Origin of the sequence: Tellurirhabdus bombi (assembly GCF_021484805.1) — a bacterium.
In the GTDB taxonomy this organism is placed as follows: Bacteria; Bacteroidota; Bacteroidia; order Cytophagales; family Spirosomataceae; genus Tellurirhabdus; species Tellurirhabdus bombi.
Genome location: NZ_CP090557.1, coordinates 4,905,613 through 4,929,324, shown reverse-complemented (window position 1 = coordinate 4,929,324; position 23,712 = coordinate 4,905,613). Strand labels below are relative to the sequence as shown.

The 23,712-nt window shown below is 49.3% G+C and carries 22 protein-coding genes and 1 riboswitch; of the genes, 15 read left to right on the top strand and 7 right to left on the bottom strand.

The annotated features are described in order from the left end of the window. The first annotated feature begins 9 nt into the window (after positions 1 to 9). The 6 genes from L0Y31_RS20935 to L0Y31_RS20910 are packed head-to-tail and all read left to right on the top strand — an operon-like array spanning position 10 to position 6,452. Entirely contained in the window at positions 10 to 1,245 is a 1,236-nt protein-coding gene (locus L0Y31_RS20935) for a glycosyltransferase family 4 protein (RefSeq protein WP_234735035.1), read from the top strand. A gap of 1 nt (position 1,246) precedes the next feature. After that, positions 1,247 to 2,353 (top strand): non-hydrolyzing UDP-N-acetylglucosamine 2-epimerase, encoded by a 1,107-nt coding sequence (wecB, locus tag L0Y31_RS20930; RefSeq protein ID WP_234735034.1) that lies wholly within the window; start codon positions 1,247 to 1,249, stop codon positions 2,351 to 2,353. After that, complete coding sequence (locus L0Y31_RS20925) at positions 2,350 to 3,081, top strand: class I SAM-dependent methyltransferase (RefSeq protein WP_234735033.1); 732 nt, start codon at positions 2,350 to 2,352, stop codon at positions 3,079 to 3,081. The genes wecB and L0Y31_RS20925 overlap by 4 nt, the downstream gene beginning before the upstream one ends. A 4-nt stretch (positions 3,082 to 3,085) precedes the next feature. Beyond that, on the top strand, positions 3,086 to 4,183 hold the full coding sequence (locus L0Y31_RS20920) for a glycosyltransferase (protein WP_234735032.1): 1,098 nt from the start codon (positions 3,086 to 3,088) through the stop codon (positions 4,181 to 4,183). Positions 4,184 to 4,189: 6 nt separating this feature from the next. Further along, complete coding sequence (locus L0Y31_RS20915; RefSeq protein ID WP_234735031.1) at positions 4,190 to 4,939, top strand: TylF/MycF/NovP-related O-methyltransferase; 750 nt, start codon at positions 4,190 to 4,192, stop codon at positions 4,937 to 4,939. 1 nt (position 4,940) lies between these two features. Next, positions 4,941 to 6,452 (top strand): lipopolysaccharide biosynthesis protein, encoded by a 1,512-nt coding sequence (locus L0Y31_RS20910; RefSeq protein WP_234735030.1) that lies wholly within the window; start codon positions 4,941 to 4,943, stop codon positions 6,450 to 6,452. Here the strand turns inward: L0Y31_RS20910 and L0Y31_RS20905 are convergent. Next, positions 6,449 to 7,390, bottom strand: a complete 942-nt coding sequence (locus L0Y31_RS20905) for a GNAT family N-acetyltransferase (protein ID WP_234735029.1) — start codon at positions 7,388 to 7,390, stop codon at positions 6,449 to 6,451. The two genes, L0Y31_RS20910 and L0Y31_RS20905, sit on opposite strands and share 4 nt — an antisense overlap. Before the next feature lie 153 nt (positions 7,391 to 7,543). Next, positions 7,544 to 8,431, bottom strand: coding sequence for a Ppx/GppA phosphatase family protein (locus tag L0Y31_RS20900; protein ID WP_234737083.1), 888 nt, complete (start codon positions 8,429 to 8,431; stop codon positions 7,544 to 7,546). Positions 8,432 to 8,727: 296 nt separating this feature from the next. Here L0Y31_RS20900 and L0Y31_RS20895 point away from each other — a divergent pair, with 296 nt between their 5' ends. The 5 genes from L0Y31_RS20895 (at position 8,728) to L0Y31_RS20875 (ending at position 16,406) form a co-directional block, all read left to right on the top strand. Next, positions 8,728 to 9,828, top strand: a complete 1,101-nt coding sequence (locus L0Y31_RS20895; RefSeq protein ID WP_234735028.1) for an SGNH/GDSL hydrolase family protein — start codon at positions 8,728 to 8,730, stop codon at positions 9,826 to 9,828. An 88-nt stretch (positions 9,829 to 9,916) separates the two neighbouring features. Continuing rightward, positions 9,917 to 10,022: riboswitch (SAM riboswitch) on the top strand. Between the two features lie 110 nt (positions 10,023 to 10,132). After that, a complete protein-coding gene (metH, locus tag L0Y31_RS20890; protein WP_234735027.1) occupies positions 10,133 to 13,930 on the top strand; it encodes a methionine synthase in 3,798 nt (1,265 codons plus the stop codon). Positions 13,931 to 14,085: 155 nt separating this feature from the next. Further along, positions 14,086 to 14,739: a response regulator transcription factor gene (locus L0Y31_RS20885; protein WP_234735026.1), complete on the top strand. Its 654-nt coding sequence runs from the start codon at positions 14,086 to 14,088 to the stop codon at positions 14,737 to 14,739. A 173-nt stretch (positions 14,740 to 14,912) separates the two neighbouring features. Next, positions 14,913 to 15,872: a methylenetetrahydrofolate reductase [NAD(P)H] gene (gene metF / locus L0Y31_RS20880; protein WP_234735025.1), complete on the top strand. Its 960-nt coding sequence runs from the start codon at positions 14,913 to 14,915 to the stop codon at positions 15,870 to 15,872. 99 nt (positions 15,873 to 15,971) lie between these two features. After that, positions 15,972 to 16,406: a nuclear transport factor 2 family protein gene (locus L0Y31_RS20875; protein WP_234735024.1), complete on the top strand. Its 435-nt coding sequence runs from the start codon at positions 15,972 to 15,974 to the stop codon at positions 16,404 to 16,406. On the opposite strand, the gene L0Y31_RS20870 is transcribed toward L0Y31_RS20875, so the two are convergent. Both L0Y31_RS20870 and L0Y31_RS20865 read right to left on the bottom strand, forming a co-directional pair. Continuing rightward, the gene (locus L0Y31_RS20870; RefSeq protein ID WP_234735023.1) at positions 16,403 to 16,948 is read right to left on the bottom strand and encodes an acyl-CoA thioesterase; all 546 of its coding nucleotides are present in this window, start codon (positions 16,946 to 16,948) and stop codon (positions 16,403 to 16,405) included. The genes L0Y31_RS20875 and L0Y31_RS20870 overlap by 4 nt on opposite strands. A gap of 119 nt (positions 16,949 to 17,067) precedes the next feature. Beyond that, complete coding sequence (locus L0Y31_RS20865) at positions 17,068 to 17,394, bottom strand: HesB/IscA family protein (RefSeq protein WP_234735022.1); 327 nt, start codon at positions 17,392 to 17,394, stop codon at positions 17,068 to 17,070. A 146-nt stretch (positions 17,395 to 17,540) separates the two neighbouring features. Between L0Y31_RS20865 and mce the strand changes: the two genes are divergently transcribed. The 3 genes from mce (at position 17,541) to L0Y31_RS20850 (ending at position 20,603) form a co-directional block, all read left to right on the top strand. Beyond that, entirely contained in the window at positions 17,541 to 17,945 is a 405-nt protein-coding gene (gene mce, locus L0Y31_RS20860; protein WP_234735021.1) for a methylmalonyl-CoA epimerase, read from the top strand. A gap of 7 nt (positions 17,946 to 17,952) precedes the next feature. Beyond that, a complete protein-coding gene (locus L0Y31_RS20855; protein ID WP_234735020.1) occupies positions 17,953 to 19,329 on the top strand; it encodes a cystathionine beta-synthase in 1,377 nt (458 codons plus the stop codon). Between the two features lie 170 nt (positions 19,330 to 19,499). Beyond that, a complete protein-coding gene (locus L0Y31_RS20850; protein WP_234735019.1) occupies positions 19,500 to 20,603 on the top strand; it encodes an acyltransferase family protein in 1,104 nt (367 codons plus the stop codon). 9 nt (positions 20,604 to 20,612) lie between these two features. Here L0Y31_RS20850 and rsgA read toward each other — a convergent pair whose 3' ends face one another. Both rsgA and L0Y31_RS20840 read right to left on the bottom strand, forming a co-directional pair. After that, positions 20,613 to 21,539, bottom strand: a complete 927-nt coding sequence (gene rsgA, locus L0Y31_RS20845) for a ribosome small subunit-dependent GTPase A (protein WP_234735018.1) — start codon at positions 21,537 to 21,539, stop codon at positions 20,613 to 20,615. Positions 21,540 to 21,546: 7 nt separating this feature from the next. After that, positions 21,547 to 22,812: a 3-deoxy-D-manno-octulosonic acid transferase gene (locus tag L0Y31_RS20840; protein WP_234735017.1), complete on the bottom strand. Its 1,266-nt coding sequence runs from the start codon at positions 22,810 to 22,812 to the stop codon at positions 21,547 to 21,549. Between the two features lie 119 nt (positions 22,813 to 22,931). Here L0Y31_RS20840 and ytxJ point away from each other — a divergent pair, with 119 nt between their 5' ends. After that, positions 22,932 to 23,270, top strand: coding sequence for a bacillithiol system redox-active protein YtxJ (gene ytxJ, locus L0Y31_RS20835; RefSeq protein ID WP_234735016.1), 339 nt, complete (start codon positions 22,932 to 22,934; stop codon positions 23,268 to 23,270). 56 nt (positions 23,271 to 23,326) lie between these two features. Here ytxJ and folB read toward each other — a convergent pair whose 3' ends face one another. Further along, positions 23,327 to 23,677 carry a dihydroneopterin aldolase gene (gene folB / locus L0Y31_RS20830; RefSeq protein ID WP_234735015.1) on the bottom strand — a complete coding sequence of 117 codons (351 nt, stop codon included), beginning with the start codon at positions 23,675 to 23,677 and terminating at the stop codon, positions 23,327 to 23,329. Positions 23,678 to 23,712: the final 35 nt, after the last annotated feature.

Sequence of the window (23,712 nt, the reverse complement as noted above, 5' to 3'; positions counted from 1 at the left end):
CTAGATAAAATGAAAGTTTGCTTCTTAATGGCTGGGTTGCCGCACTACTTCACGCTGGTTTTAAATAAACTGGTGACGGAGTATGGCGTCGAGGTGGCTTTAATCAAACCGGGCCAGCGAAGCGCGAGCCTTGGGTCGGGCGTACACGAAGACACATCGAGCCGCCAATTCCGGTTGTATGAATTGGAAGAATACAAAACTTGGTATAAAAAACCATTTCTGCGCGGGATTCAGGAAGTTCTGGAAAAAGAAAAGCCGGACGTACTAATTGTCAACTGGCCGTATATTCTGCATTTCGCGATGAGTACCGAGTTCTGGGGCTGGTTCAAAGCGACCGGCATCAAGCTGATCAACCGCGATATTCCGTTCAATATTCCGACCTGGGGCAAAGTCAAAGAGTACTACTACGGCGGCCACAACCTGAACGAAGATTTCAGCCTGAGTACCAACATGAGCCTGAAAGGCTACCTTTGGTTTCTGGGCGTAACCGCTGTCCGTCGGGTGTATCTGCGCCGGGCGGCGGCTCATATTTATTACACCGACGAAGCGCGGCAAATCATTGGCAGCTACGGCATTCCGCAGGAAAAAATCTTCATTACGTCAAATTCGCCCGACACCGACGAACTGCTGAAAGCCTACGAGCAGGTTCGATACGAAGACCTGATTCTGCCGCCCAATCCCTATCGGCTGGTCCACGTGGGTCGGCTGGTGAAGTGGAAACGCGTTGATTTGATCATCGACACAGTACAGCGCTTACAGGCCAAATACCCCGGCATCGAACTGGTGGTGGTTGGATACGGACCGGAGGAGGAGAAGCTGAAGCAACACGCGGAAAAGCGGGGCGTAGCTGACCGGGTGAAGTTTGTCGGCGGCGTTTACGATGCCGTGTCGCTGGGTCGTTATCTGCACGCGTCGGCCATTTATGTGCTGGCGGGGATGGGCGGGCTGTCGATCAACGACGCCATGTGTTTTGCCAAACCCGTGGTTTGTTCGGTGGCTGATGGAACCGAAAAACGGCTGGTGCGTGAGGGCCAGAACGGCTATTATTTCCAGAATGGCGACGCTGATAGCTTGACTCAAACCATCGATTCGCTGCTGGCTGATCCAAAAAAAGTGAAGGCGTTCGGCGAACGGTCGTTACAAATTATTCGCGACGAAGTAAATATCCATAAAGTGCTGCAAGAATACGTACGGGCGTTTGAGTACGCCACGGGGCGGAAACACCAGCCTAACGTAACAACCTGAGATGAAAATTTTAAATATTGTGGGTGCGCGGCCCAACTTCATGAAAGTCGCACCGCTGCACCGGGCTTTTCAGCAATACCCGCAAATTCAGTCGAAAATCGTTCATACCGGCCAGCATTACGACGCCAAGATGAGCGATGTGTTTTTCAACCAGCTCGAATTGCCTAAGCCAGACTATTTTCTCGGCATTGGGGGCGGCTCGCACGCGCAGCAAACGGCACGGATCATGCTGGAATTTGAGCAGGTGGTGGAAACGGAAAAACCCGATGTCATTCTGGTGGTGGGCGACGTGACCTCGACGATTGCCTGTGCGTTGGTCGCCGTGAAAATGCACATTCCGGTGGTTCACGTGGAGGCGGGTTTACGCAGTGGTGACCGTCGGATGCCCGAAGAAATCAACCGCATTCTGACCGACAGCATTTCGGATCATCTTTTTGTGACGGAACAGGCCGGACTGGACAATCTGAAACGGGAAGGTGTGAACGATCAGAAAGTACATTTTGTCGGTAACGTCATGATCGATTCGCTCGTGCACTACCGCAAAAAAGCCGCCGAATTGAACACCGTTGGGCAGATGGGTCTGGAGCCGAAAAGCTACGTGGTTATGACCATGCACCGGCCCGCCAACGTAGATGCCGAAGGCGGCTTGCAAAGCATTGTGCAGATTGTGGAAGATACTGCGGTCTACAAAACGGTGCTTTTCCCGATTCACCCACGTACCGAAAACAACCTGAAACGCTTCGAACTTTGGGAGCGCTTAACGGCCATTCCGAACCTGCGTTTGCTGGAACCACAAGGCTACTTGGAATTCCTGAACCTGATGGAAAATGCCGCCATTATCGTGACCGATTCGGGCGGGATTCAGGAAGAAACGACTTACCTGCAAGTGCCTTGTCTGACCTTCCGCGACAGCACCGAACGCCCCGTGACGGTAGAGGTTGGAACAAACCAGTTGCTGGCTGATCTGAATTCAGTAACGGTGCACGAAAAAGTCTTGGAAATCCTGGATGGTAAAGCCAAGCAAGGCCAGATTCCGCAATTGTGGGACGGCCAGGCGGCCGGACGAATTGCGGCCTTTATTAACGAGACTTATCAGGAACCGGCATGAGTGACACCAGCGTTCGCACCGAAGCCCTGCCCGACAATCCGGAAGAACATTACCGGATCAAACCCGGTCTGGCCAATCCCCGGCGGTATTACCTGACAAAACTGCGCGAACTGGTGCAATACGCCAAAACGTCGTTTGTGGACCCATTGACTCGCTCGGGTCGCATTACGCTGGCTGATTTTGGGTGCGGGACGAAGCCGTATGTATCCTTGTTTCCGCCGGAAAATGTCAACTATCTGGGCATTGATCTGGCCTGGAACCCGCACGCCGAAGTACACATTGGCTCCGACAGCCGGATTCAAATGGCCGATAATCAGGTTGATGTGGTGTTGTCGACGCAAGTGTTGGAACACGTTGAAGACCCCGAAGGCTATCTGCGGGAAGCTTGCCGCATTCTGAAACCGGGTGGAACGCTGTTGCTCACAACGCATGGTTACTGGATGTATCATCCCGATCCAACGGATTTTTGGCGCTGGACTTCGGCGGGTTTGCAGAAAATTGTGGCTAGAAATGGGTTTGAGGTGGTTGCTTTTCGGGGAATTATTGGCCGCTCGGCGATGGGTTTGCAACTGTTTCAGGACGGTTTCTTGTTTAAGATACCAAAATGGGCCTGGCCGCCTTTTACGTTTCTGATGCAGTTATTGATTCAGTTATTCGATAAAACGACTTCGCAGGAAACGCGCGATAAAGACGCTTGTACGTACCTGGTTGTTGGAAGGAAAATATAAGCGTATGAAACTTTGCATTGCCTATCCAAACGCGAATAACTACCCGGAGACTTTCATCTATAACCACCTGAAATACCTGGATCCGGCCCTGACGCTGACGGGTGGCTGGCGACCGTATCAAAATAAAGAAGGCGAAAGCATTATTCATATGCCGCTGGCCGAGCCGGTGCGGGTTGGGATAAAACGGGTGATTCCAGCCCTGTATCCCGCTTTTTACACCCGGGCGCTGACGGCATATCTGAACGAGCAGAAACCCGACGTGCTGCTGGCTGAATACGGGCCGACGGGTTGTGGCGTGATGGATGCCTGCCGCAAAGCCAATGTACCTTTGGTGGTTCATTTTCACGGTTTTGATGCTTCGTATCGACCAACAATTGAGGAAAACAAAGACGATTATAAAAAACTGTTCGCGCAGGCCAAAGCGATTATAGCTGTTTCGGGCGATATGGCCGAGCAGTTGATTCAGTTGGGAGCCAGTGCCGAAAAGGTGAAGCTCAATCCATACGGCGTTGACGTTGAGAAATTTTACGGGGCGGCACCCGAAAAAGCCGATAAAATTGTGCTGGCCGTTGGGCGTTTTGCAGGTAAAAAAGCGCCGCATTTAACGATCCAGGCTTTCGATAAAGTACTGGAAACGCACCCCGACGCCCAGCTGGTCATGATTGGCAGCGGCGAACTGCTGGAGACCTGTAAAAAGCTGGTGGACAAATTGCAACTGCGTCATGCCGTGCAGTTTCTGGGCGTGAAGACCGCGGATGAAATTGCCGAATGGCACCGCAAAGCGCGGCTGTTTGTTCAGCACTCGGTCGTCAATCCCGAAAACGGTGATTCAGAAGGGACACCCAACACGGTTCTGGAAGCCTCCGCCGCCGGACTGCCAATTGTCAGTACGCGACACGCTGGAATTAAAGAAGCCGTTGAACACGAAAAAACGGGCTATTTGGTTGAGGAAGGCGATGTTGATGGCATGGCAAAATACATCATTGAGTTGCTTGGTAATCCGAACCGGGCGGCTGAAATGGGGCAGGAGGCCCGCCGAAAAATGGAACGGGACTACGAAATGCACCAGCAGATTGACAAGTTAAAGGCGATTCTTTTTTAAAATAGAATGACAAAAGGTCTTAGAAAAAGCATCATCAGTCTCGCCAACCGCTTCGGCTACGGCGTTACCCGCTTGAAAGATGAGCAGTTGAAACAAGCCGACATGACGGGCGAAAAAGCGTTTATGCGCTTGTATGAGCAGTGTCGCCCCTATACCATGACTTCGCAGGAGCGGCTGTTCGCGCTGCATCAGGCGGTGCAATACGTGCTGAAAGCCAGAATCGAGGGGGATTTTGTCGAATGTGGTGTCTGGCGGGGTGGTAGTTCGATGATGAGTGCCTTGACGCTACTAGCCGAAAAGCAAACCAACCGGAAATTGTATCTGTACGATACGTTCGAGGGCATGAGCGAGCCAACCGAAAATGACGTCAACTTTGTGGGCGACCAGGCGTTCGAAACCTGGGATGGTCGCGATAAATGCCTGGCCGACTTGCCCGACGTGCAGCAGAATATGGGTCGGACGGCTTACCCGGCAGCGCAGATTCAGTACGTCAAAGGGAAAGTGGAGGACACAATTCCGCAGGTATTACCCGAAACAATCGCCTTGCTGCGACTGGACACCGACTGGTACGAATCGACTTATCATGAATTGGTGCACTTGTACCCGCGTTTGGCCAAAGGTGGTGTCTTGATTATTGACGACTACGGCCACTGGCATGGAGCGCGCAAAGCGGTTGATCAGTACTTTGCCGAAAACAACATTCCGTTGCTGCTCAACCGGATCGACTATACGGGCCGCATGGCTGTAAAACTGTAAAATGGGAATCATTATTCGCCAGAGCCTCAAAGCCAGTCTGGGGGCCTACATTGGCGTTGCGATTGGCATTGTAAACCAGCTTCTGGTTTCGCCCGAATTCCTGGAGCCCCACCAGTTGGCTATTTCGCGTATCCTGCTGGAAAACAGCCTGGTTTTTGCAGCTTTTGCGCACTTGGGAACGCCCTTTATCGGCGACCGGTTTTTCAGTTATTTCCGGGATGACAAAACCAAACACAATGGTTTTCTGGGCTTTCTGCTGTCGTTTCCTCTGATTGGCGTTGCCCTGTTTACGCTTGCCTACTTCCTGTTTGAAGAACAAATCCAGAATTATTTCTCCGCCAAATCACCGGAGTTGATTCCGTACCATGCTTTGGTCGTTCCGCTGACTATTTTCTGGATTTATCTGGTCGTGCTGGAAGCCTATTGCCGAAACAATGCCCGCATTGCCATTCCAACTTTTGTGCGGGAGGTGTATTTAAAGCTGGCGAACGTATTTATTGTCCTGCTATTTGGGCTGGGTTGGTACAGTTTTGACCTGATGATCTATCTGCTGGTAGCGTCTTATGGATCAGCGGTTATTATTCTACTATTTTATATTGCGCACCTCGGGCGGTTTTCACTGCGCTTTGACTTCGGCCAGCTACGTAACGGCATGTTTCGGCAAATGGTCTATTACGGCCTATTTATCGTGATGGGCGGGGTTGGAATTAATCTGGTGATGCTGATTGACCGGACTATGCTGTCGCACGGTGAAGGGCTGAAAGAAACGGCTATTTTCATCATTGCGACCTACATCGCCGGGATCATCGAAATTCCCCGTAAATCCATTACCCAGATTTCAACGCCTTTGCTGGCGAACTCCATCCGGGAAGAAAACTGGACGCACGTGCTCGAGTTGTACCGCAAATCATCCTTGAACCAGCTTTTGGTAGGCGGTTTGGCCTTTTTGCTGGTTTTTACCAACATCGACGGCATTCTCGGCGTCTTGCCCAAAGCCGATTTATACAGCCAGGGGAAATGGGTGGTTTTGTTTATTTCGCTCTCGAAGCTGATCGATATGGCGATGGGCCTGAACGCCGAAATGATTACTTATTCCAAGCATTTTCGCTATTCGACCTACCTGGTTATTGTGATGGCGCTGGTAGCCATCGCCGCCAATTCCTACCTGATTCCGCTGTATGGGTTTAACGGCGCGGCCCTGGCGACGGCACTGACCACGTTGCTGTATACTGTAAGCCGGGTGTCACTGGTCTGGGTTTTTTACAAGATGTTGCCATTCACCACGGCGGCGCTGAAAGCTTTATTTGTGCTAATTGTAACGTACCTCGTGTCGCTGATTTTACCGGAGTGGCAGGGCGATTTATTTTTCACGCTAACCAGTATTGTCTTTCGCTCGGCCGTTTTAACGGGCTTGTTTGTGGGCCTCATTTTACTGCTGCGGGTTTCTGAAGACATCAATCACATTGTGGCTTCTTTCTGGGCGATGGTCACGAAGCGAAAGCCAGTCAATTAAAACGCCAGCTCGTAGGCGTATTTAGGACTTTCCAGGCCCCCCAGAAGTCGTTTAAAGAAAGCTAAGCCTTCGTTTCGGACGCCGTAGCTGCTGGCAGTACCCAGATCAAGAAGTGTAATGTTATTTTCCTGGCAATAATTGTATAAAGTTTCGACGAGCAAAACTGTAGGGCTATACGCCAGAAAATCACCGTGATCAGCTCCCATAAAATGGTACAGAATGCCGGGGGCCACGCGAATACCTACGGAAGTTGCAGCCAGCCGATCTTGCTGCCAGACCGCGAATACGTGGCAGACGTCGGGAAAATCCTGGATGAGGCTCCCTAGTTTTTCTTCTGAAATGGTAAGGGGAATGCCCCGCCGCTCACGGGCTTGCCGAATAAATTCAAACAACTGATGAATGTCAGGTTGTTGCCAGATCGCTCCGTGAAATCCCGCCCGTTTACTTTTCCGAAGTGTATTGCGCTTGAAAGACGACAACGATTTCAGCAATGGCTGGCTGGTGACGGGAAGGTGATAATTGAGATCGTCGTAGCTGACGCAATAACCAGACGCCAGAAGTGCTTCGTGCAGGAGCTGCGCGTTTTTGGGCACGTAACAAAACGGATAAGAAAGCAGGCGAATCCCTTTCAACGAGTTGGCCCGGCAGAAGGAAATCATTGCCTGAATGAAATCCGTTAAGACCTTGGTGGGTAAATTGTCCCGAAATTCAATTCCACCGAACGAAGCCGCCGAAGGACTTATCGCCCAACCATTCCGTTCGTATAAAATTCCGTGTAGTTCTGCCAGTCCGGTATGCTGGTTGACAGCGGCAAAATAATGGAGTGGACAGTCCGGTTGATTAAGAAAATGACGGGGCTGAAAAAATAAAAAGTTTTTTTCTATAAATTTTGGAATCTGATCAGCTTGAGGATTAGTCAGTTGTATAATTTTGTGCATTAAATGACGAAAATATTCAGATCAGATGTGACCAAATTTTTTTGTGGGTGTCTAAACCGCACAAGAAACTTAGTAAATAGATAGAGAATATGCTAAAGGAAACCCCAGTAATATTATTTTACTGGGGTTTTTTATTGACTAATCGAAGAAGGATTATTTTTTTGACTGCTTCTTGAGCAAGCGATTATAGACAAGCTGGATAATCCCATCCCGCAATCCTAAGTCTGGAACAATGATGTTGGCGGCCCCCGCCCACTGCATTACCGAGATGTAAATATCAGACGCCGGGATAATCACATCAGCCCGGTCGGCATTCAGACGAAGCTTGTTGATCCGGTCATCCAGACTAAAGCCAGCGATGTAATTTTTCATCCGGATAATCTCGTCCAGCGTGGTGGTATTGTCGGAAAATTTAGTGACCAGATTAAAGATTTTGTTGATGTTTCCGCCGGTACCGACCGCCATGATTTTCTGGCTTTTATCAACATTTTCGTTAATCCAGCTTTCCATTTTTTGCCACGCGCCTTTGGTTTCTTTTCCTTCCAGGAGCCGTACTGAACCAATTTTAAAGGATTTAGAAGCAACTTTCTGGCGATTCAGGTATACGTTTAGTTCGGTGCTGCCACCGCCTACATCGATGTGCAGATACTGCCGCTCGTCCAGCGCCTGGACGACCACGTTGTTGATGATTTCCGCTTCTTTCTGGCCGTCAATAATGTGAATATCGATGCCGGTTGCTTGCTTGATGCGGGCGCTTACCTCGTGTCCGTTCTGGGATTCACGCATGGCCGACGTGGCGCAGGCCATGTAGTCTTCGACTTCGTGTAATTCCATCAAGAGCCGATAAACTTCCATCAGCTTGGTGGTTCGGGCTTCGCTCTCGGGAGTAAGTTTGCCAAATGTAAAAACATCATGCCCCAAACGCAGCGGGAAGCGGACATACTCGACGCGCTTAAAACTAATCACATCGTCGACGTGCAGAACGGTTGAAATCTGCAAACGGGCGGCGTTGGAGCCGATATCAATGGCTGCTAGTTTCAAAATAATGTAAACGAAAAAGTAAATGAAAACGGCCAAATATAGTGTTTTTGCGGTTGAACAGCCTAATAGGCCAACCGCATTCTTCGTAGCAATCCAAAAAATAAAGGTAAAGAATCGTCAGCCTTTCCCTCAAGCAATTGCTCGGTTTCTGAAGACAACATTTGAATAGCGCCACTTTGTTTGTACTTTTCCGGTAATTTATCAAGGCGCCCTAAGAATACCTGCTTTTTCCACCAATTTAAAATACAATGACCTCCAAATTAGTTACTAGCCTGCTGCGACTTGTTTTAATAAGCATGCTGGCAGTTTTGCTGTTTTTTCCCGAGCGACTCAAAATTTCATTTTCCTATCCATTTCATGGCCTGTTCGACAACGCCTACATCCGCTTCGCCAAAGGTGTTGTTTTATTTCTCTTCCTCTACGATTTACTGAGAATTTTTTACTACAACATTGTCAAGAATCCCAAAGCACCGAAATGGCTGATTAACGTGGCCACGCTGTTTGTGCCGCTGCTGGTGTTGCTGGTTTTTCTGGAGATGGTATTTATGACCATTTCGCAGAGCCACGAGGGAAACAGCACGCTGGCCTCAAAAATCTGGTTTGAACGCTATTGGAGCCCGGTTAATGAAAAAGGATACCGGGATGAAGACCATGCCGATTCGCTGGGAAAAACAAAAGTAATGGTCATTGGGGACTCCTTTGCGGCGGGCCACGGAATCAAGAATGTAGAGGATCGCTTTTCCAATGTCCTGGCCCAAAAGCTGGGGGATAAGTACGAAGTCTATAATTTAGGGGTTTCGGGATCAGATACGCGGGATGAATACGAACGCTTTGAAAAATACGGCGTTAAGCCCGATTGGATGGTGTTGCAGTACTTTCCGAATGATATTGAGAAAGCCGCCCGGGACGGAGGCGTTGTCCCCCAGGGCTTTGAGCCTTACTCCGATGTTCCTGGCCCGACCCGGCCTTTATTTGCCCGCTCTTATCTCCTGAACTACATTTACTGGCAACTGCCGCACGGAAACTTCGCGCCTTATCAGGATTACGCCAAACGTGTTTACACCGACACAACGATTCTGAACAGCCACATCCGCGATCTGAGTCGTTTTGTGGATTATAGCAAGAAAAATAACGTTCGTCTGTTCGTGGTTATCTTTCCGTTCTCGCACAATTTCGAGAAAACCAAAATGTATACCCAGCCTGTAGAAACCTATTTTGCGCAGCAGCAGGTACCCATTCTGGAAGTGAGCAGTGTTACCAAAGACCTGGATCCTAAAGATCGGATTGTGGGCCGTAACGACGCGCACGCCAGCCCCCTTGTCAACCAGCGGGTAGGCGACGCACTTTATAAAATGCTTTCGGCCAATGCGACCGCTAAAGCAGATACAATGCGCTAGAAACGAGTTTGTTATTTTAATCAGGGAGGTTTGTTCTGTCCGAAATAATCATTTTGGCAAAACAAGCCTCTTTGTGTATTTTTGCAACAGCTTATCAAGAAAGACGGAGGGATCGGACCCAACGATGTCTTGGCAACCCCTTTTTAGAACGGTGCCACATTCCACCCCGCTCCGCTGGCGGGGAGAGATAAGAGAAATGTCGATCGCTGCGGCGAACTGCCAACTTCCTCTTCTGACGATAAGCCCTTGTCTGTTTTTTGATTGATCATCAACTGTTTAGGTGGGCTTAAAACTATAATTACACTTGGAAAAGATAAAAGACCTTCTGGAGCGTCGGATTCTCATTCTCGACGGAGCAATGGGGACAATGATTCAACGCTATAAACTCGAAGAAGAGGATTACCGGGGGGAACGTTTTCAGAACTGGCCGCATGACGTGAAGGGAAACAACGACTTGCTGTCCATTACCCAACCGCATATTATTCAGGAGATTCATCGGCAATACTTAGCAGCGGGATCGGATATTCTGGAAACCAACACCTTCAGCAGTACATCCATCGCGATGGCCGACTACCACATGGAGGATTTGGCGTATGAGTTGAATTACGAATCGGCGCGGATTGCTAAAGAAACGACCGTGGAGTTCACGCGGCAAAATCCCGCCAAGCCCCGCTTCGTAGCCGGGGCTATGGGACCCACCAACCGCACGGCTTCGCTTTCGCCGGATGTGAACAATCCAGGTTACCGCGCCATCACGTTTGATCAACTGGTGGATTCGTACTACGAGCAGGTGCGGGGACTGGTCGAAGGCGGTTCGGACCTGTTGCTGGTCGAAACGATTTTCGATACGCTCAACGCCAAAGCCGCGCTGTTTGCCATTGACAAATATTTTGTAGACACCAGGCGGGAACCATTGCCTATCATGGTTTCCGGGACGATTACCGATGCGTCGGGTCGGACTTTGTCGGGACAGACGACGGAGGCCTTTTTGTATTCCGTTTCTCATTTGCCGCTCCTGAGTGTGGGGCTAAACTGTGCGCTGGGGGCCGAGCTGATGCGCCCCTACGTGCAGACGCTGGCCAAAGAGTCGCCGTTCTTTACATCGGCCTATCCCAACGCGGGTTTGCCGAATGAGTTTGGCGAGTACGACGAAACGCCGGAGAGCATGGCCGCTCAGATTGAGGACTTTATCAAAGAAGGCTTTGTCAATATTGTCGGGGGATGCTGCGGATCGACGCCGGATCACATCCAGGCCATCGCCCAGGTAGCGGCCAACTACCAGCCCCGCCCTAAGCCACAGCCGGAACCTTACCAGAAACTGTCGGGTCTGGAACCTCTGAAAATTACAGAAACCACCAATTTCGTCAACATCGGGGAGCGGACCAACGTAACCGGTTCGAAAGCCTTTGCCCGACTGATTAAATCCGGTGATTACGATGCTGCTTTGTCGGTCGCCCGGCAACAGGTGGAGAACGGGGCGCAGGTCATCGATATTAACATGGACGAAGGAATGCTGGATTCGGTGGAAGCCATGACCACCTTCCTGAACCTGATTGCGGCTGAACCGGATATTGCCCGGGTGCCCATCATGATCGACTCTTCGAAGTGGGAGGTGATCGAGGCCGGTTTGAAATGCGTCCAGGGCAAAGCCATCGTCAACTCTATTTCGCTCAAAGAAGGCGAAGAAGCGTTTATTCAACGGGCTAAGCTGGTTAATCGATACGGGGCGGCGGTTGTAGTAATGGCTTTTGACGAACAAGGTCAGGCCGATAACTACGAGCGTCGGATTGAAATTTGTGAGCGGGCTTACCGAATTATGGTCGATCAGGTTGGCTTTGCCCCTCAGGACATTATTTTCGACCCGAACATCCTGACGGTTGCGACGGGGATCGAAGAACATAACAATTACGCGGTTGATTTTATCAACGCTACGCGCTGGATCAAGGAAAACCTGCCGTTAGCGAAAGTGTCGGGTGGGGTGTCTAATATCTCGTTCTCGTTCCGGGGCAATGAGGTGGTCCGCGAAGCCATGCACTCGGCTTTTCTCTACCACGCCATCAAAGCGGGTTTGGACATGGGCATCGTCAACGCCGGACAATTGGGCGTGTACGACGAAATTCCGAAAGATCTACTCGAACGCTGCGAAGACGTGCTGCTAAATCGTCGCCAGGATGCGACGGAGCGACTGGTTGAGTTTGCCGAAACCGTGAAGGCGAAAGGCAAAGAAATCGTTCAGGATGAAAGCTGGCGGCTGGAACCGGTCGGTTTACGGTTGAAACACGCCCTGGTGAAAGGCATTACCGACTACATCGACCAGGATGTAGAGGAGGCACGTCAGCAATTCGACCGTCCTTTGCAGGTCATTGAAGGCCCGTTGATGGATGGCATGAACGTCGTTGGCGATCTGTTTGGCGAAGGAAAAATGTTTCTGCCGCAGGTCGTGAAATCGGCGCGGGTGATGAAAAAAGCGGTGGCTTACTTGCTTCCCTACATCGAAGCGGAGAAATCGGAGGGGGCCAGAGCCGTTGGGAAAATCCTGATGGCCACCGTGAAAGGCGATGTGCATGATATTGGAAAAAACATTGTGGGCGTTGTCCTGGGCTGTAACAACTACGAAATCATCGATTTAGGGGTGATGGTGCCGACCCAGAAAATCCTGGAAGAGGCCAAGAAACACAATGTCGATATCATCGGCTTGAGTGGCTTGATTACGCCGTCACTGGATGAAATGGTCGGCGTAGCCAAAGAAATGGAGCGGCAGGGCTTCAAGGTGCCGTTGCTGATTGGCGGGGCAACAACGTCCCGGATTCATACCGCCGTAAAAATTGATCCGCATTATTCGGGACCGGTCATTCACGTGCTGGATGCCAGCCGAAGCGTGCCGGTTGCCGGGCGTTTGACGAGTGAAGCCTCTGAAACGCGCGATCTGATTTTCCAGGAAATTAAAGCCGAGTACGTCAAACTACGCGCCGATCATGCCAAGCGGCAAAAAGATAAAACAACGCTGACGATTGAAAAAGCGCGCGCCAACCGCGTAGCGATCAACTGGGCAGATTTTGAACCAACCAAACCCACTTTCCTGGGTAATCGGTACTTTGACGATTATTCGCTGGCCGACATTGCCAAATACATTGACTGGACTCCGTTTTTCCAGACCTGGCAGCTGCACGGAAAATACCCGAAGATTTTCGAGGATGCCGTGGTAGGAAACGAAGCGAAGAAGCTGTTCGACGATGCGCAGCAGCTTTTGCAGGAAATCATCGATAAAAAGCTCCTGAAAGCCAAGGCAGTGGTTGGGTTCTTTCCCGCTAACTCAACGGAGGACGACGTTTTATTGCATGATTTTGAGGAAGTTGTTAGGCAGATTCCTTGTGAGCGGCACGGGTCGCATACGCATCTGGAATATAAACTGAGCCGCCAGCAAGCGAACGTCAACGGGCAGGGGAAGCTGGATTTAGGGCAGGCCGGGGAGTTAGTATACGACACCAAAGCCGTTTTACACTTTATCCGTCAGCAAAACCAGAAAGCACCGGGGTTGCCTAACTTCTGCCTGTCCGATTTTATTGCGCCTTTGGAAAGTGGGCGGGAAGACTACATCGGTGGCTTTGCCGTTACGGCTGGTATTGGCATCGAAACCTTACTGGAGCAGTATGAGCGTGACCACGACGATTACAACAGCATCATGGTGAAGGCCCTGGCCGACCGGCTGGCCGAAGCTTTTGCGGAGCTGATGCATGAGCGGGTTCGGAAGGAATTTTGGCCCTATGCAACCAATGAGCAACTCTCCAACGAACAGCTGATTAAAGAAGATTACCAAGGAATCCGTCCCGCTCCCGGCTATCCGGCCTGCCCGGATCATACGGAAAAAGCGACGCTTTTTGATTTGCTGGACGCGGGTAAAATCGACATCAAGCTAACCGAAAGTTTTGCCATGTATCCGGCTTCGTCGGTGAGTGGGTTTTACTTTTCGCACCCTGAATCGAAGTATTTTGCTACCGGCAAGATCAATAAAGACCAGGTACATGACTATGCGCAACGGAAAAACATGAGCGTGGAGGATGTGGAACGCTGGTTGGCTCCCGTTTTAAGTTACGACGCCTGAAAATAACTGTCCTAGAGGTGGTTAACACCTCTAGGACAGCTTCTAAAATTGACTATTTCCTAGAAATAATCACGTTCCATAAATAGATGAACAAGTATTTGACTTAAGGGGCTATTTCCCGTAAGTTCCAGACACTTACCTCAAAAGCTATTTATGTGAAAACCTCTATCGCGATTGTTGATGATCATCGGCTATTTGCCTACAGTTTGTCGGATCTGGTGCAAAAATTCGATAATTACGAAGTCACTATTGTAGCTGAACACGGGCGGGACCTGCTAAAATACCTGAATCGGGGCGACCGGCCTCAGCTCGTGTTGCTTGATGTCCATATGCCCGAGATGGACGGCTTCACAACCGCAGCTTATCTAAAGCAGAATTTCCCCGATATCAAGGTCATTGCTTTATCCATGATGGATCAGGAAGATCACGTCGTTCGCATGGTTCAGAGCGGCGCGCGGGGCTATTTGTTAAAAATCTGTCGTCCGGCGGAACTACGGCAGGCGCTGGATGACGTGTGTACCAAAGGCTATCATTACTCGGCTTCGTTAACCGAACGATTGGTGAAAGTTCTGGATCCTGCAAAAAATGATGCGCCGACGGCCTATTTCAAATTCAGCGGTCGGGAGCATGAATTTCTGAAAATGGCGTGCAGCGATTTGACTTACGCCCAGATTGCAGATAAAATGTGCGTCAGCCCCCGCACGGTGGACGGCTACCGGGAATCGCTTTTTGAAAAAATGAACGTAAAAAGTCGGGTAGGGATGGCGATTGCCGCGATTCGCTGGGGCTTTTTTAAGTTGCAAAAGTAAATACGAAGCCTTCAGAGGAGGTCTGCCTGTACTGAAAAAGGACACTGAAATTTTTATCCCGAAAAAACGGGAATCAAGGAGGGAATGCAGCCAGTTATCGCGCATTATCCTCTAAATTTGTCCTGCCCAAAATATAACGCGTAGAAGCGTTTTGGGATCTTTTCTGATCGCAAATGACCAAGATTACTGAACATATTCGCAGAGCGGCTGGTAAAACCATCTTTAGCCTGGAAGTAATTCCGCCTATCAAAGGCGACAATTTGAAAAATCTGCTGGATAATATTGAGCCGTTGATGGAGTTTAAGCCTCCGTTCATCGATGTAACCTACCACCGGGAGGAATACATTGAACGGCCAGAACCAGACGGGACGATCAAAAAAATTGTTACCCGGAAACGCCCCGGCACCGTTGGCATCTGCTCGGCCATCATGCATCGCTTCGGGGTTGATCCCGTGCCGCACGTACTTTGCGGGGGCTTTACAAAAGGTGAAACGGAAGATTTTCTGATTGATTTACAATACCTTGGAATCGATAATGTGCTGGTGCTGCGGGGCGATCCGGCAAAGCCTTACAAGGATTTTAAGCCCAAGGAAAACGGCCATAGCTACGCCAGTGAGTTGGTTGCGCAGGTATGCGACATGAATCGCGGTATTTACCTGCACGAAGGGGAAACGGCGCTGAGCCCGACGGATTTTTGCATCGGGGTAGCGGCCTATCCCGAGAAGCACTTCGAGGCCATCGACTCGGAGACGGATATGCGCTACCTAAAGCAAAAGATCGATAACGGAGCTGAATACATTGTCACGCAAATGTTTTTTGACAATGCGAAATATTTTGCCTTTGTCGATCAATGCCGTGCTGCGGGCATTACCGTTCCCATTATTCCGGGGCTGAAGCCGCTCAGTACGCGCAGGCAACTGGATGTATTGCCGAGTATTTTTTACCTCCACATGCCCGAAGATTTGGTTGGGGCCGTGAAAGCCTGCGAAAATGACCAGCAGGCGCGTCAGGTAGGCATTGAATGGTGCGTTCAGCAGTGCCGTGAGTTGATGGCTAAGGGTGCGCCCGTGCTGCATTTTTATACAATGGGCAAATCAGACAACATCACGAAAATTGCCCGTGAAGTATTTTAAACGAGTTATCGGTTAACGCAGTAAGCAGAAAGGATTCTGTGCTTTATACCCTAAATAATCAGGAATCTAACCAATCAACTCTTTAACGCTTATCAAAGCATGAAGTATTTACTCTTTTTTGGCTTACTAATCACTACTTCACTGGGGTATGCCCAATCGACCAGCGCGGACGAAAAAGCTGTACTGGACGTTGAAAAAGCCCGCTTTGCAGCGCAGGTGAGCAAAGACCTGACGTATCTGGACAAAGTACTGGCCAGCGATTTGGTTTACATCCATTCCAGTGGAAAAACGGATACGAAACAGGCCTTTATTCAATCGATCAAGGATGGTAGTATGCAGTATAATTCGATCGATTCGAAAGAGCTTAAGGCGCGGATATACGGCAAAACGGCCATTCTCAATGGCGTTTGCGAGATAAAAGCCTTCACGAATGGCCAGCCGCTTAACACGAGTTTTCGCTACACGGATGTTTACGTGAAAAACGGCAATCAGTGGCAATTAGTAACCTGGCAGTCGTTGCGTCTACCCAATTAAGCCAGTACGCAGCGTTCGCCTTTGAGCAAATCCAGCCCGCCGTTTTCCATAAACAGGCGGGTTTTTTCATTATCGAAACTTATTCGGTTATTGGCTTTCAGCTCTTTCCGTTTGATGGCTTCCAGAAAGCGCCGGATGTCGTCTTTATTCTCAAGCAGGAGGGGTGGTACTTCGGTAGGGCGGTCGTCATCGTCTTTGGCGACCATCGTAAAATAAGAGGTATTGGTATGCTTAACCGTGCCTTTTTTGACATTTTCGGCAATCACCTTGATGCCGATCACCATCGAGCTGCGCCCCACGTGATTGACCGAAGCCAACAGCGAAACAAGTTCGCCCACTTCGACTGGCTGCTTAAATTCCACCCCTTCGACAGAAACCGTCACGCAGTAAGCACCCGAGTGCTTCGATGCACAGGCAAAGGCAACTTTATCCATCAATGACAGCAAAATACCCCCGTGAATCTTCCCGCCAAAGTTGGCGTAGGAAGGAATCATCAATTCGGTAAGCGTCGTGCGGGAGTGGAAAACGGATTTGGCTTTCATCAGAAACAGAAATTACATTGATTAATGATTAGTCATGATACGTGTTTTTACACAAATACCACACTTAATTCACGAACCAATGTAATTCAAAAAGCGTAAAGCCCGGATATTATTTGAGGCTAGACGGCAAAACTTTCGCCGCAGCCGCACGTGCGAGACGCATTTGGATTCCTGAACTGGAAGCCTTTGCCATTCAAGCCATCGGAGAAATCTAGCTCAGTACCAGCTAGATACAGCAGGCTCTTGCGGTCGACATAAATTTTAATTCCTTTGTCTTCAATAATATGATCGGTGGCTTGCTGCGCCGTATCGAACTGAAGATCATACATCAGGCCAGAGCAGCCTCCGCCCTGAACGGCTACGCGAATGGCGTAATTTTCCGTCAGGCCATCTTTCTGGCGGAGTTCAATAATTTTATCTTTCGCTTTGTCAGTAACAGAAACCATAGCAGTACGTGTCAATTGTGTGCTAAAATAAAAACCCTGCGCCGAAAAGAAAAGTTTCGCGCTGTTCCTGCTAAAAGTCTGGTCAACTTTGGTTAACTCTGCATAAAGAAGCCTTAAAAACGCCAACGAAAAAAAACAGGTTGATTATGCTGACCAACGTAGAACATATTGGCATAGCCGTTAAAAACATAGCGTCTTCTAACGAATTATTTGCCAGGCTTTTGGGCGCGGAGCCTTACAAGTCGGAAGCCGTCGAATCGGAAGGGGTGGCTACGTCGTTTTTCAGGGTGAAGGACACAAAAATCGAACTGCTCGAAGCGACTCGGGAGGATAGCCCGATTGCCAAATTCATCGAAAAACGCGGGGAAGGTGTTCATCACATTGCGTTTGAAGTGGATGATCTGCGCGTTGAAATTGAACGGCTGAGCTTACTGGGCTTTACGTTTCTGAGCGAGACACCGAAAAAAGGAGCGGACAACAAAATGGTCGTTTTTCTGCATCCGAAAAGCACAAATGGCGTATTAGTTGAGTTATGTCAAGAGATAAAGTAACAGGATTATGAAGTACTACAATTCCATTATAGACACGATTGGCAACACGCCGCTGGTGAAACTGAATAAGGTCACAAAAGGCATTAAAGGAACGGTGCTGGCCAAAGTTGAATATTTTAACCCCGGTAATTCGGTCAAAGATCGCATCGCGATTCGGATGATTGAAGACGCCGAAAAAGCGGGCATTCTGAAACCGGGCGGTACCATCATCGAGGGAACCAGCGGCAACACGGGAATGGGTCTGGCGCTGGCGGCTATCGGCAAAGGGTACAAATGTATTTTTACGATGGCCGATAAACAATCGAAGGAGAAAATGGACATTCTCCGGGCGGTTGGGGCCGAAGTAATAGTGTGTCCTACGAATGTAACGCCCGATGATCCACGTTCTTACTACTCTGTGGCGAAGCGGTTAAATCAGGAAATTCCAAACTCCCTATACCCCAATCAGTACGATAACCTTTCCAATACGGCGGCGCATTACGACACGACTGGCCCTGAGATCTGGCGGGATACCGAAGGCGAAATTACGCACTTTGCGGCGGGTGTTGGCACGGGAGGAACCATTTGTGGGACGGCTAAATACCTGAAAGAGCAACAGTCTTCGGTAGTGACCGTTGGGATTGATACGTACGGATCAGTCTTCAAAAAATACAAAGAGACCGGAATTTTCGACGAAGGAGAGGTGTATCCGTATTTAACCGAAGGCATCGGCGAAGATATTCTGCCTCAGAACGTTAACTTTAGTCTAATCGACCATTTTGTAAAAGTGACGGACAAAGATGCGGCGATTATGGCCCGTCGGCTGTCGCGGGAGGAAGGGCTTTTTGTGGGTTGGTCGTGCGGTTCGGCGGTGCACGGCGCACTGGAATGGGCCAAAGAAAACCTCAAAGAAGAAGATGTGATGGTGATTTTGCTGCCCGATCATGGCACCCGTTATCTGGCCAAAATTTACAACGATACCTGGATGAAAGACCATGGATTCCTCGAATCCCGGGAGTTCGCTACTGCGCGTGATATAGTCCGGGGAAAAAATGGCCGCTCCCAACTAACCACCGTTCCCGCCGCAGCGACTGTCAGTGAAGCCATCCGGACGCTAAACAAACAGAGCATTTCGCAGATTCCGGTTACGGACGAAAATGGACACATTGTCGGCAGTCTGACCGATGCCACCATCCTGAATAAGCTCATTGAAGATCCCACTATCAAAGACGTACCCGTTGGTGAGGTGATGGATAAGCCGTTTAAGTTCGTGGGTCTGGACAACACGGTTGATGTGCTTTCTTCGCTGATTGACCGCGAGAACAAGGCGTTGCTGGTCCGGGACGAGCTTGAGCAGGTGCACATCATCACGCAGGCGGATTTGCTGGCCGCGATGACAACATAGATAAATATTTAAGTTTATTAATATATATTTCTTAATCTTGGGTCGCATGCATAAATTAGCAGTAAATTGTCTGTTAATTATTGATTTATAGCCTCCTAAAGTTGAATATATACTCCAAACCGAAGGGAATAGCGTTAGCCAGAAGAGATAGTGAGCCTATTAGGCCGGCGATGGCTGTGAACCAAACGAATTACCTTCCCCAGTTAGACGGCCTGCGTTGTCTGGCCGTTTTATTCGTTTTGCTAGAACATTGGCTTGGCGCTCGTAACATATTGCCGTTGGGCCCTTTAGGCGTAACACTATTTTTTGTCCTGAGTGGCTTTCTTATTACCCGAATCTTGCTGACCAGCAAAGAAAAGCTTGCTGGTCAGCAGGGTGGGTTTAAGCGATACATTAAAACGTTTTATATTCGTCGGACGCTACGCATTTTTCCGCTCTACTACGCGATTCTGATTCTTCTTGCCGTCCTGAATGTGCCACCCGTTCGTGAAACTTTGGTCTGGAGCGCCTTGTATGCGACCAATATTTACATGATTATTCATAGAACCTGGCTTGGGAGCATTGATCATTTCTGGTCGCTGGCGGTGGAGGAGCAAGTGTATCTGGTCGTACCATTCGTACTTTTCTTCTTACCTAAACGCCTGGTACCCTGGCTGGTAATAGGGACCATGTTGGTTAGTTTTGCTGTTCGGTATATGGTTTATCGGTGGCCACTCCCGTTGATGGTATCCTACGTCGCCACGCCGGCCTGTCTGGATTCTTTCGGGTTGGGCGCGCTGCTCGCTTACTGGTATTTATATAAGCCCACGCTTTTTCAGAAAATATTTAGCAATACCTGGTTAATTATCAGCAGTGTAGCTTTATATAGTTGTCTGTTGGCCTTATCTATGAACAATGAGTCATTTCACAAAGTGTATCCGGCTTTGTGGGATCGTTTTTGTGCTTCCGTCATGGGGGCTTTTATCATAGGGGGAGCTGTTATTGGGTATAAAGGAGTGGGAAAATGGCTACTGGAAAACCCATTTAGCCAATATATAGGAAGGATTAGCTACGGTTTGTACCTCATCCATGCTTTTGTTTACAACGCCTTTTATATGAACTATGATTTTGTGTTAATGAGCCCTTGGAATGAATGGGTAGCGGCTATACCTGCCCTGGATAACTGGATTTTGTTGAAACTCGCCTACTGCCTGAGTATAACCGTTGTTCTGGCCAGCTTATCCTGGTATTTACTGGAAAATCCAATCAATCGCCTGAAAGATAAGCTGACGTAAAAGAGCAAGTTATCGCCGGTTATCTTCCCCTTCCACCATGCTCAGGTAGCTCCAGTAGCGGCTCTCGGCAATTTCTCCTTCACCGACCGCATCTTTGATGGCGCAACCGGGTTCGTTGATATGCAGGCAGTTATGGTAGCGACATTGGTTGAGGCGCTCGCGCATTTCTGGAAAATAATGGCTGATTTCTTCTTTTTCTATGTCGGCCAGTCCCAGTTCTTTGATACCGGGCGTATCGATGATAAAGGTGTTCGGAGCCAGTTCAAACATTTCGGCGAACGTGGTGGTATGAACGCCTTTGTTGGCAAAAGTAGATACTTCGTTGGTTTTCAGATGTAAGTCCGGCGAAACAGCGTTGACAAGTGACGATTTTCCGACGCCAGAATGCCCGGAAAGAAGCGTGATTTTCTGGTCTAGCAACGCCCGAAACTCATCAACTCCTCTTTTTTCGGTGGCGGAGGTAGCCAGCGTCGGGTAACCAATTTGCTCGTAGAGTTGCTGGATCTCCTGTTGGTATTCTACACCTTCTTCGCTCAAAATATCCGTTTTGTTGAAAACTAGCGTCGTCGGAATGCGGAACGATTCAGCGGTTACCAGAAAGCGGTCGATAAAACCCAGCGATGTACGGGGAAATGTCAACGTTACAATTAAAACGGCCTGATCAAGATTAGCCGCCAAAATATGGCCATGCGCCGTTTTATGGACAGATTGCCGAATGATGTAATTGTCGCGTGGCTCAATATCAGTGATGATGGCTGTGTTTTCCGCTTCATCCTCAAGCTCGTACCGCACCCGGTCGCCAACGGCTATCGGATTGGTTACCTTCAGCCCTTTAATTTTAAATTTTCCTTTTAAGCGGGCGCGGTACGTATGTCCGTTCTCGCTGCGAACATCATACCACGAACCGGTAGATCGTATAACTAAGCCGATAGCCAAGGGTAAATCAGTCAATGAGTGAGTAATCCTGTATAACTTCCATAACCTTTCCGGTTGCGCCAATGTTCCGCAGCACATACTGACGACTGATTTCAGTTGCCTTCTGATGGGCTGCCTGATCCTGATAAAGCCGCCGAAAAGTAGCTTCCAACTCAGCCGTGTCTGCTACCGGAAAGGCACCGCCTTCCTGCACTAAATCAATGGCTTCCTGAAATTTCTGGTAAGATGGACCAAAAAACAGGGGCATTCCGAAAGTCGCCGCTTCCAGAATGTTGTGCAATCCCTTCCCGAAAGCGCCGCCAACGTACGCATAGTCACCATATTGATACAAAGAAGAAAGCATGCCAATGTTATCAATAATCAGTACGGTGCTTGAGGCTAAAGAGGCTGATTCGAAGCCGGAGGTCTGGGTTTCCGAATACCGGATGCTAGTCCCTCGCAACTGTCCGCGCCAGCGTTCTATCTCGTCGGTATGAATTTCGTGCGGCGCAATAATTACTTTCAGCGGCTGGTCAAATCGGTTTAAAAAAGGAATCAGTACGTCCAGATCGGCCTGCCAGGCGCTACCAATTACTACCAAAGGCTGATTCCCTTTAAAAAGCTGAGCAACCGGTATTTCTTTCTTATTGGCGACAATTTGCGCTACCCGGTCGAAGCGCGTATCGCCCGCCAGGGTAAGGTTCGTAAGGCCAATGCCCTTCAGTAAATCCAGCGACTGTTGATTCTGAACCAGAATGTGGTCGAAATAGGTCAGCAATTTCCGGTAACCGCCCCCATACAGTTTAAAAAATACCTGACCAGGCCGAAAAATAGCCGAAAAGGAAATGGTCGGCACACGGCGCTGGTGCAGCTCCTGAAGGTAATTGAGCCAAAATTCGTATTTAACGAAAAAAGCAATACGCGGTTTGACCAGACCCACAAACTGCTTTGCGTTCTGAGGCATATCCAGTGGCAGGTAAAAGATATAGTCTGCCCCGGCGTAGTTTTTTCTAACTTCATAGCCCGAAGGAGAGAAAAACGTAAGCAGAATTTTATAGCCTGGATAACGCTCTCGGAAGGCTTCGATGACCGGTCGCCCCTGTTCGAACTCGCCCAGAGAAGCCGCATGAAACCAGGCAACCGGTGCCGTATTGCCCGCTAAGCGCGTTTGGATGGAAGCAAGTAAATGACGCTGACCTTCAGCGGATTGTCGTGCTTTGGTATGAAAAGGGGCCGCCAGGCGGATAGCCGCTCCGTATAACCAGATGGACGTATTATAGAGCAGTGAAAACAACGTGTTGGAAAGTGCTGATCAGAACACAAAGCTACAAATTACCACCTTACGCCGCGATAGTCGAAACTTTTCAGAGCCGAAAAAGCTTATCAGTCTGTAGTTATGTGTGTATTTGAGCTATGAACTGGAATAAACTGCAAAGCGAAGACCAATTAGAAACCATCAAGCAGGAATCGGCGCAACAGCCGGTTTTGATTTTTAAACACAGCACGCGCTGTTCCATTAGTTCAATGGCCCTGAGTCGGCTGGAACGCAGCTGGAACGACGCAGCAGGGATCAAACCGTATTACCTGGATTTGATTACTTATCGCTCGGTTTCCAATAAAATTGCGGATACGTTTGACGTGGATCATCAATCGCCGCAGGTACTTTTGATTCAAAATGGTACCTGTGTTTATGATGAATCGCATATGGGCATTTCCTTCGATACCTTGAAAGACCAGGTAGCGTCGGTTTAAACAGCCTGACCAAGTGGCGGTATTTCCCGAAAATTAAGAAATACCGCCGGTTTATGTTAGCCCCGAAGCGTAATTTTTGAGCGGTGGCAAACACCCCCGATGGGCGGATTAAATTTAGAAACGCTCACTTCAACCGATTCGATGGCTGGATACCGATTTCGAATCTCCTCGCAAATCGAGTGAGCAATGTGCTCCAGTAGGCGCGCAGGGCGCTGCATGACCGCTAAAGTGATGCGGTATAATTCTTCGTAATTGACCGTCATGCTCAGGCGATCCTGGCGGGCGGCCTCGGTAAAGTCGGTGGCTACAGTAATATCTACCGAATATTTATTACCGATCTTCTGTTCTTCGTCGGAAAAGCCGTGATAGGCGAAAAATTCAAGTCCTTCCAGTGCAATGGTTCCCATGAGTGGGGTGAGTCTTTAGCCCACCTTTCTTTGTG

What these genes read in the sequence shown, in the direction of transcription:
- L0Y31_RS20895 (WP_234735028.1), top strand. Translation starts at nt 8,728, where the DNA reads ATGCTGGCAGTTTTGCTGTTTTTTCCCGAGCGACTCAAAATTTCATTT.
- L0Y31_RS20870 (WP_234735023.1), bottom strand. Translation starts at nt 16,948, where the DNA reads ATGAAAGCCAAATCCGTTTTCCACTCCCGCACGACGCTTACCGAATTG.
- L0Y31_RS20865 (WP_234735022.1), bottom strand. Translation starts at nt 17,394, where the DNA reads ATGGTTTCTGTTACTGACAAAGCGAAAGATAAAATTATTGAACTCCGC.
- L0Y31_RS20855 (WP_234735020.1), top strand. Translation starts at nt 17,953, where the DNA reads ATGAAGTACTACAATTCCATTATAGACACGATTGGCAACACGCCGCTG.
- L0Y31_RS20920 (WP_234735032.1), top strand. Translation starts at nt 3,086, where the DNA reads ATGAAACTTTGCATTGCCTATCCAAACGCGAATAACTACCCGGAGACT.
- metF (WP_234735025.1), top strand. Translation starts at nt 14,913, where the DNA reads ATGACCAAGATTACTGAACATATTCGCAGAGCGGCTGGTAAAACCATC.
- wecB (WP_234735034.1), top strand. Translation starts at nt 1,247, where the DNA reads ATGAAAATTTTAAATATTGTGGGTGCGCGGCCCAACTTCATGAAAGTC.
- L0Y31_RS20925 (WP_234735033.1), top strand. Translation starts at nt 2,350, where the DNA reads ATGAGTGACACCAGCGTTCGCACCGAAGCCCTGCCCGACAATCCGGAA.
- L0Y31_RS20875 (WP_234735024.1), top strand. Translation starts at nt 15,972, where the DNA reads ATGAAGTATTTACTCTTTTTTGGCTTACTAATCACTACTTCACTGGGG.
- L0Y31_RS20905 (WP_234735029.1), bottom strand. Translation starts at nt 7,390, where the DNA reads ATGCACAAAATTATACAACTGACTAATCCTCAAGCTGATCAGATTCCA.
- L0Y31_RS20910 (WP_234735030.1), top strand. Translation starts at nt 4,941, where the DNA reads ATGGGAATCATTATTCGCCAGAGCCTCAAAGCCAGTCTGGGGGCCTAC.
- L0Y31_RS20850 (WP_234735019.1), top strand. Translation starts at nt 19,500, where the DNA reads ATGGCTGTGAACCAAACGAATTACCTTCCCCAGTTAGACGGCCTGCGT.
- L0Y31_RS20915 (WP_234735031.1), top strand. Translation starts at nt 4,190, where the DNA reads ATGACAAAAGGTCTTAGAAAAAGCATCATCAGTCTCGCCAACCGCTTC.
- folB (WP_234735015.1), bottom strand. Translation starts at nt 23,677, where the DNA reads ATGGGAACCATTGCACTGGAAGGACTTGAATTTTTCGCCTATCACGGC.
- L0Y31_RS20935 (WP_234735035.1), top strand. Translation starts at nt 10, where the DNA reads ATGAAAGTTTGCTTCTTAATGGCTGGGTTGCCGCACTACTTCACGCTG.
- mce (WP_234735021.1), top strand. Translation starts at nt 17,541, where the DNA reads ATGCTGACCAACGTAGAACATATTGGCATAGCCGTTAAAAACATAGCG.
- ytxJ (WP_234735016.1), top strand. Translation starts at nt 22,932, where the DNA reads ATGAACTGGAATAAACTGCAAAGCGAAGACCAATTAGAAACCATCAAG.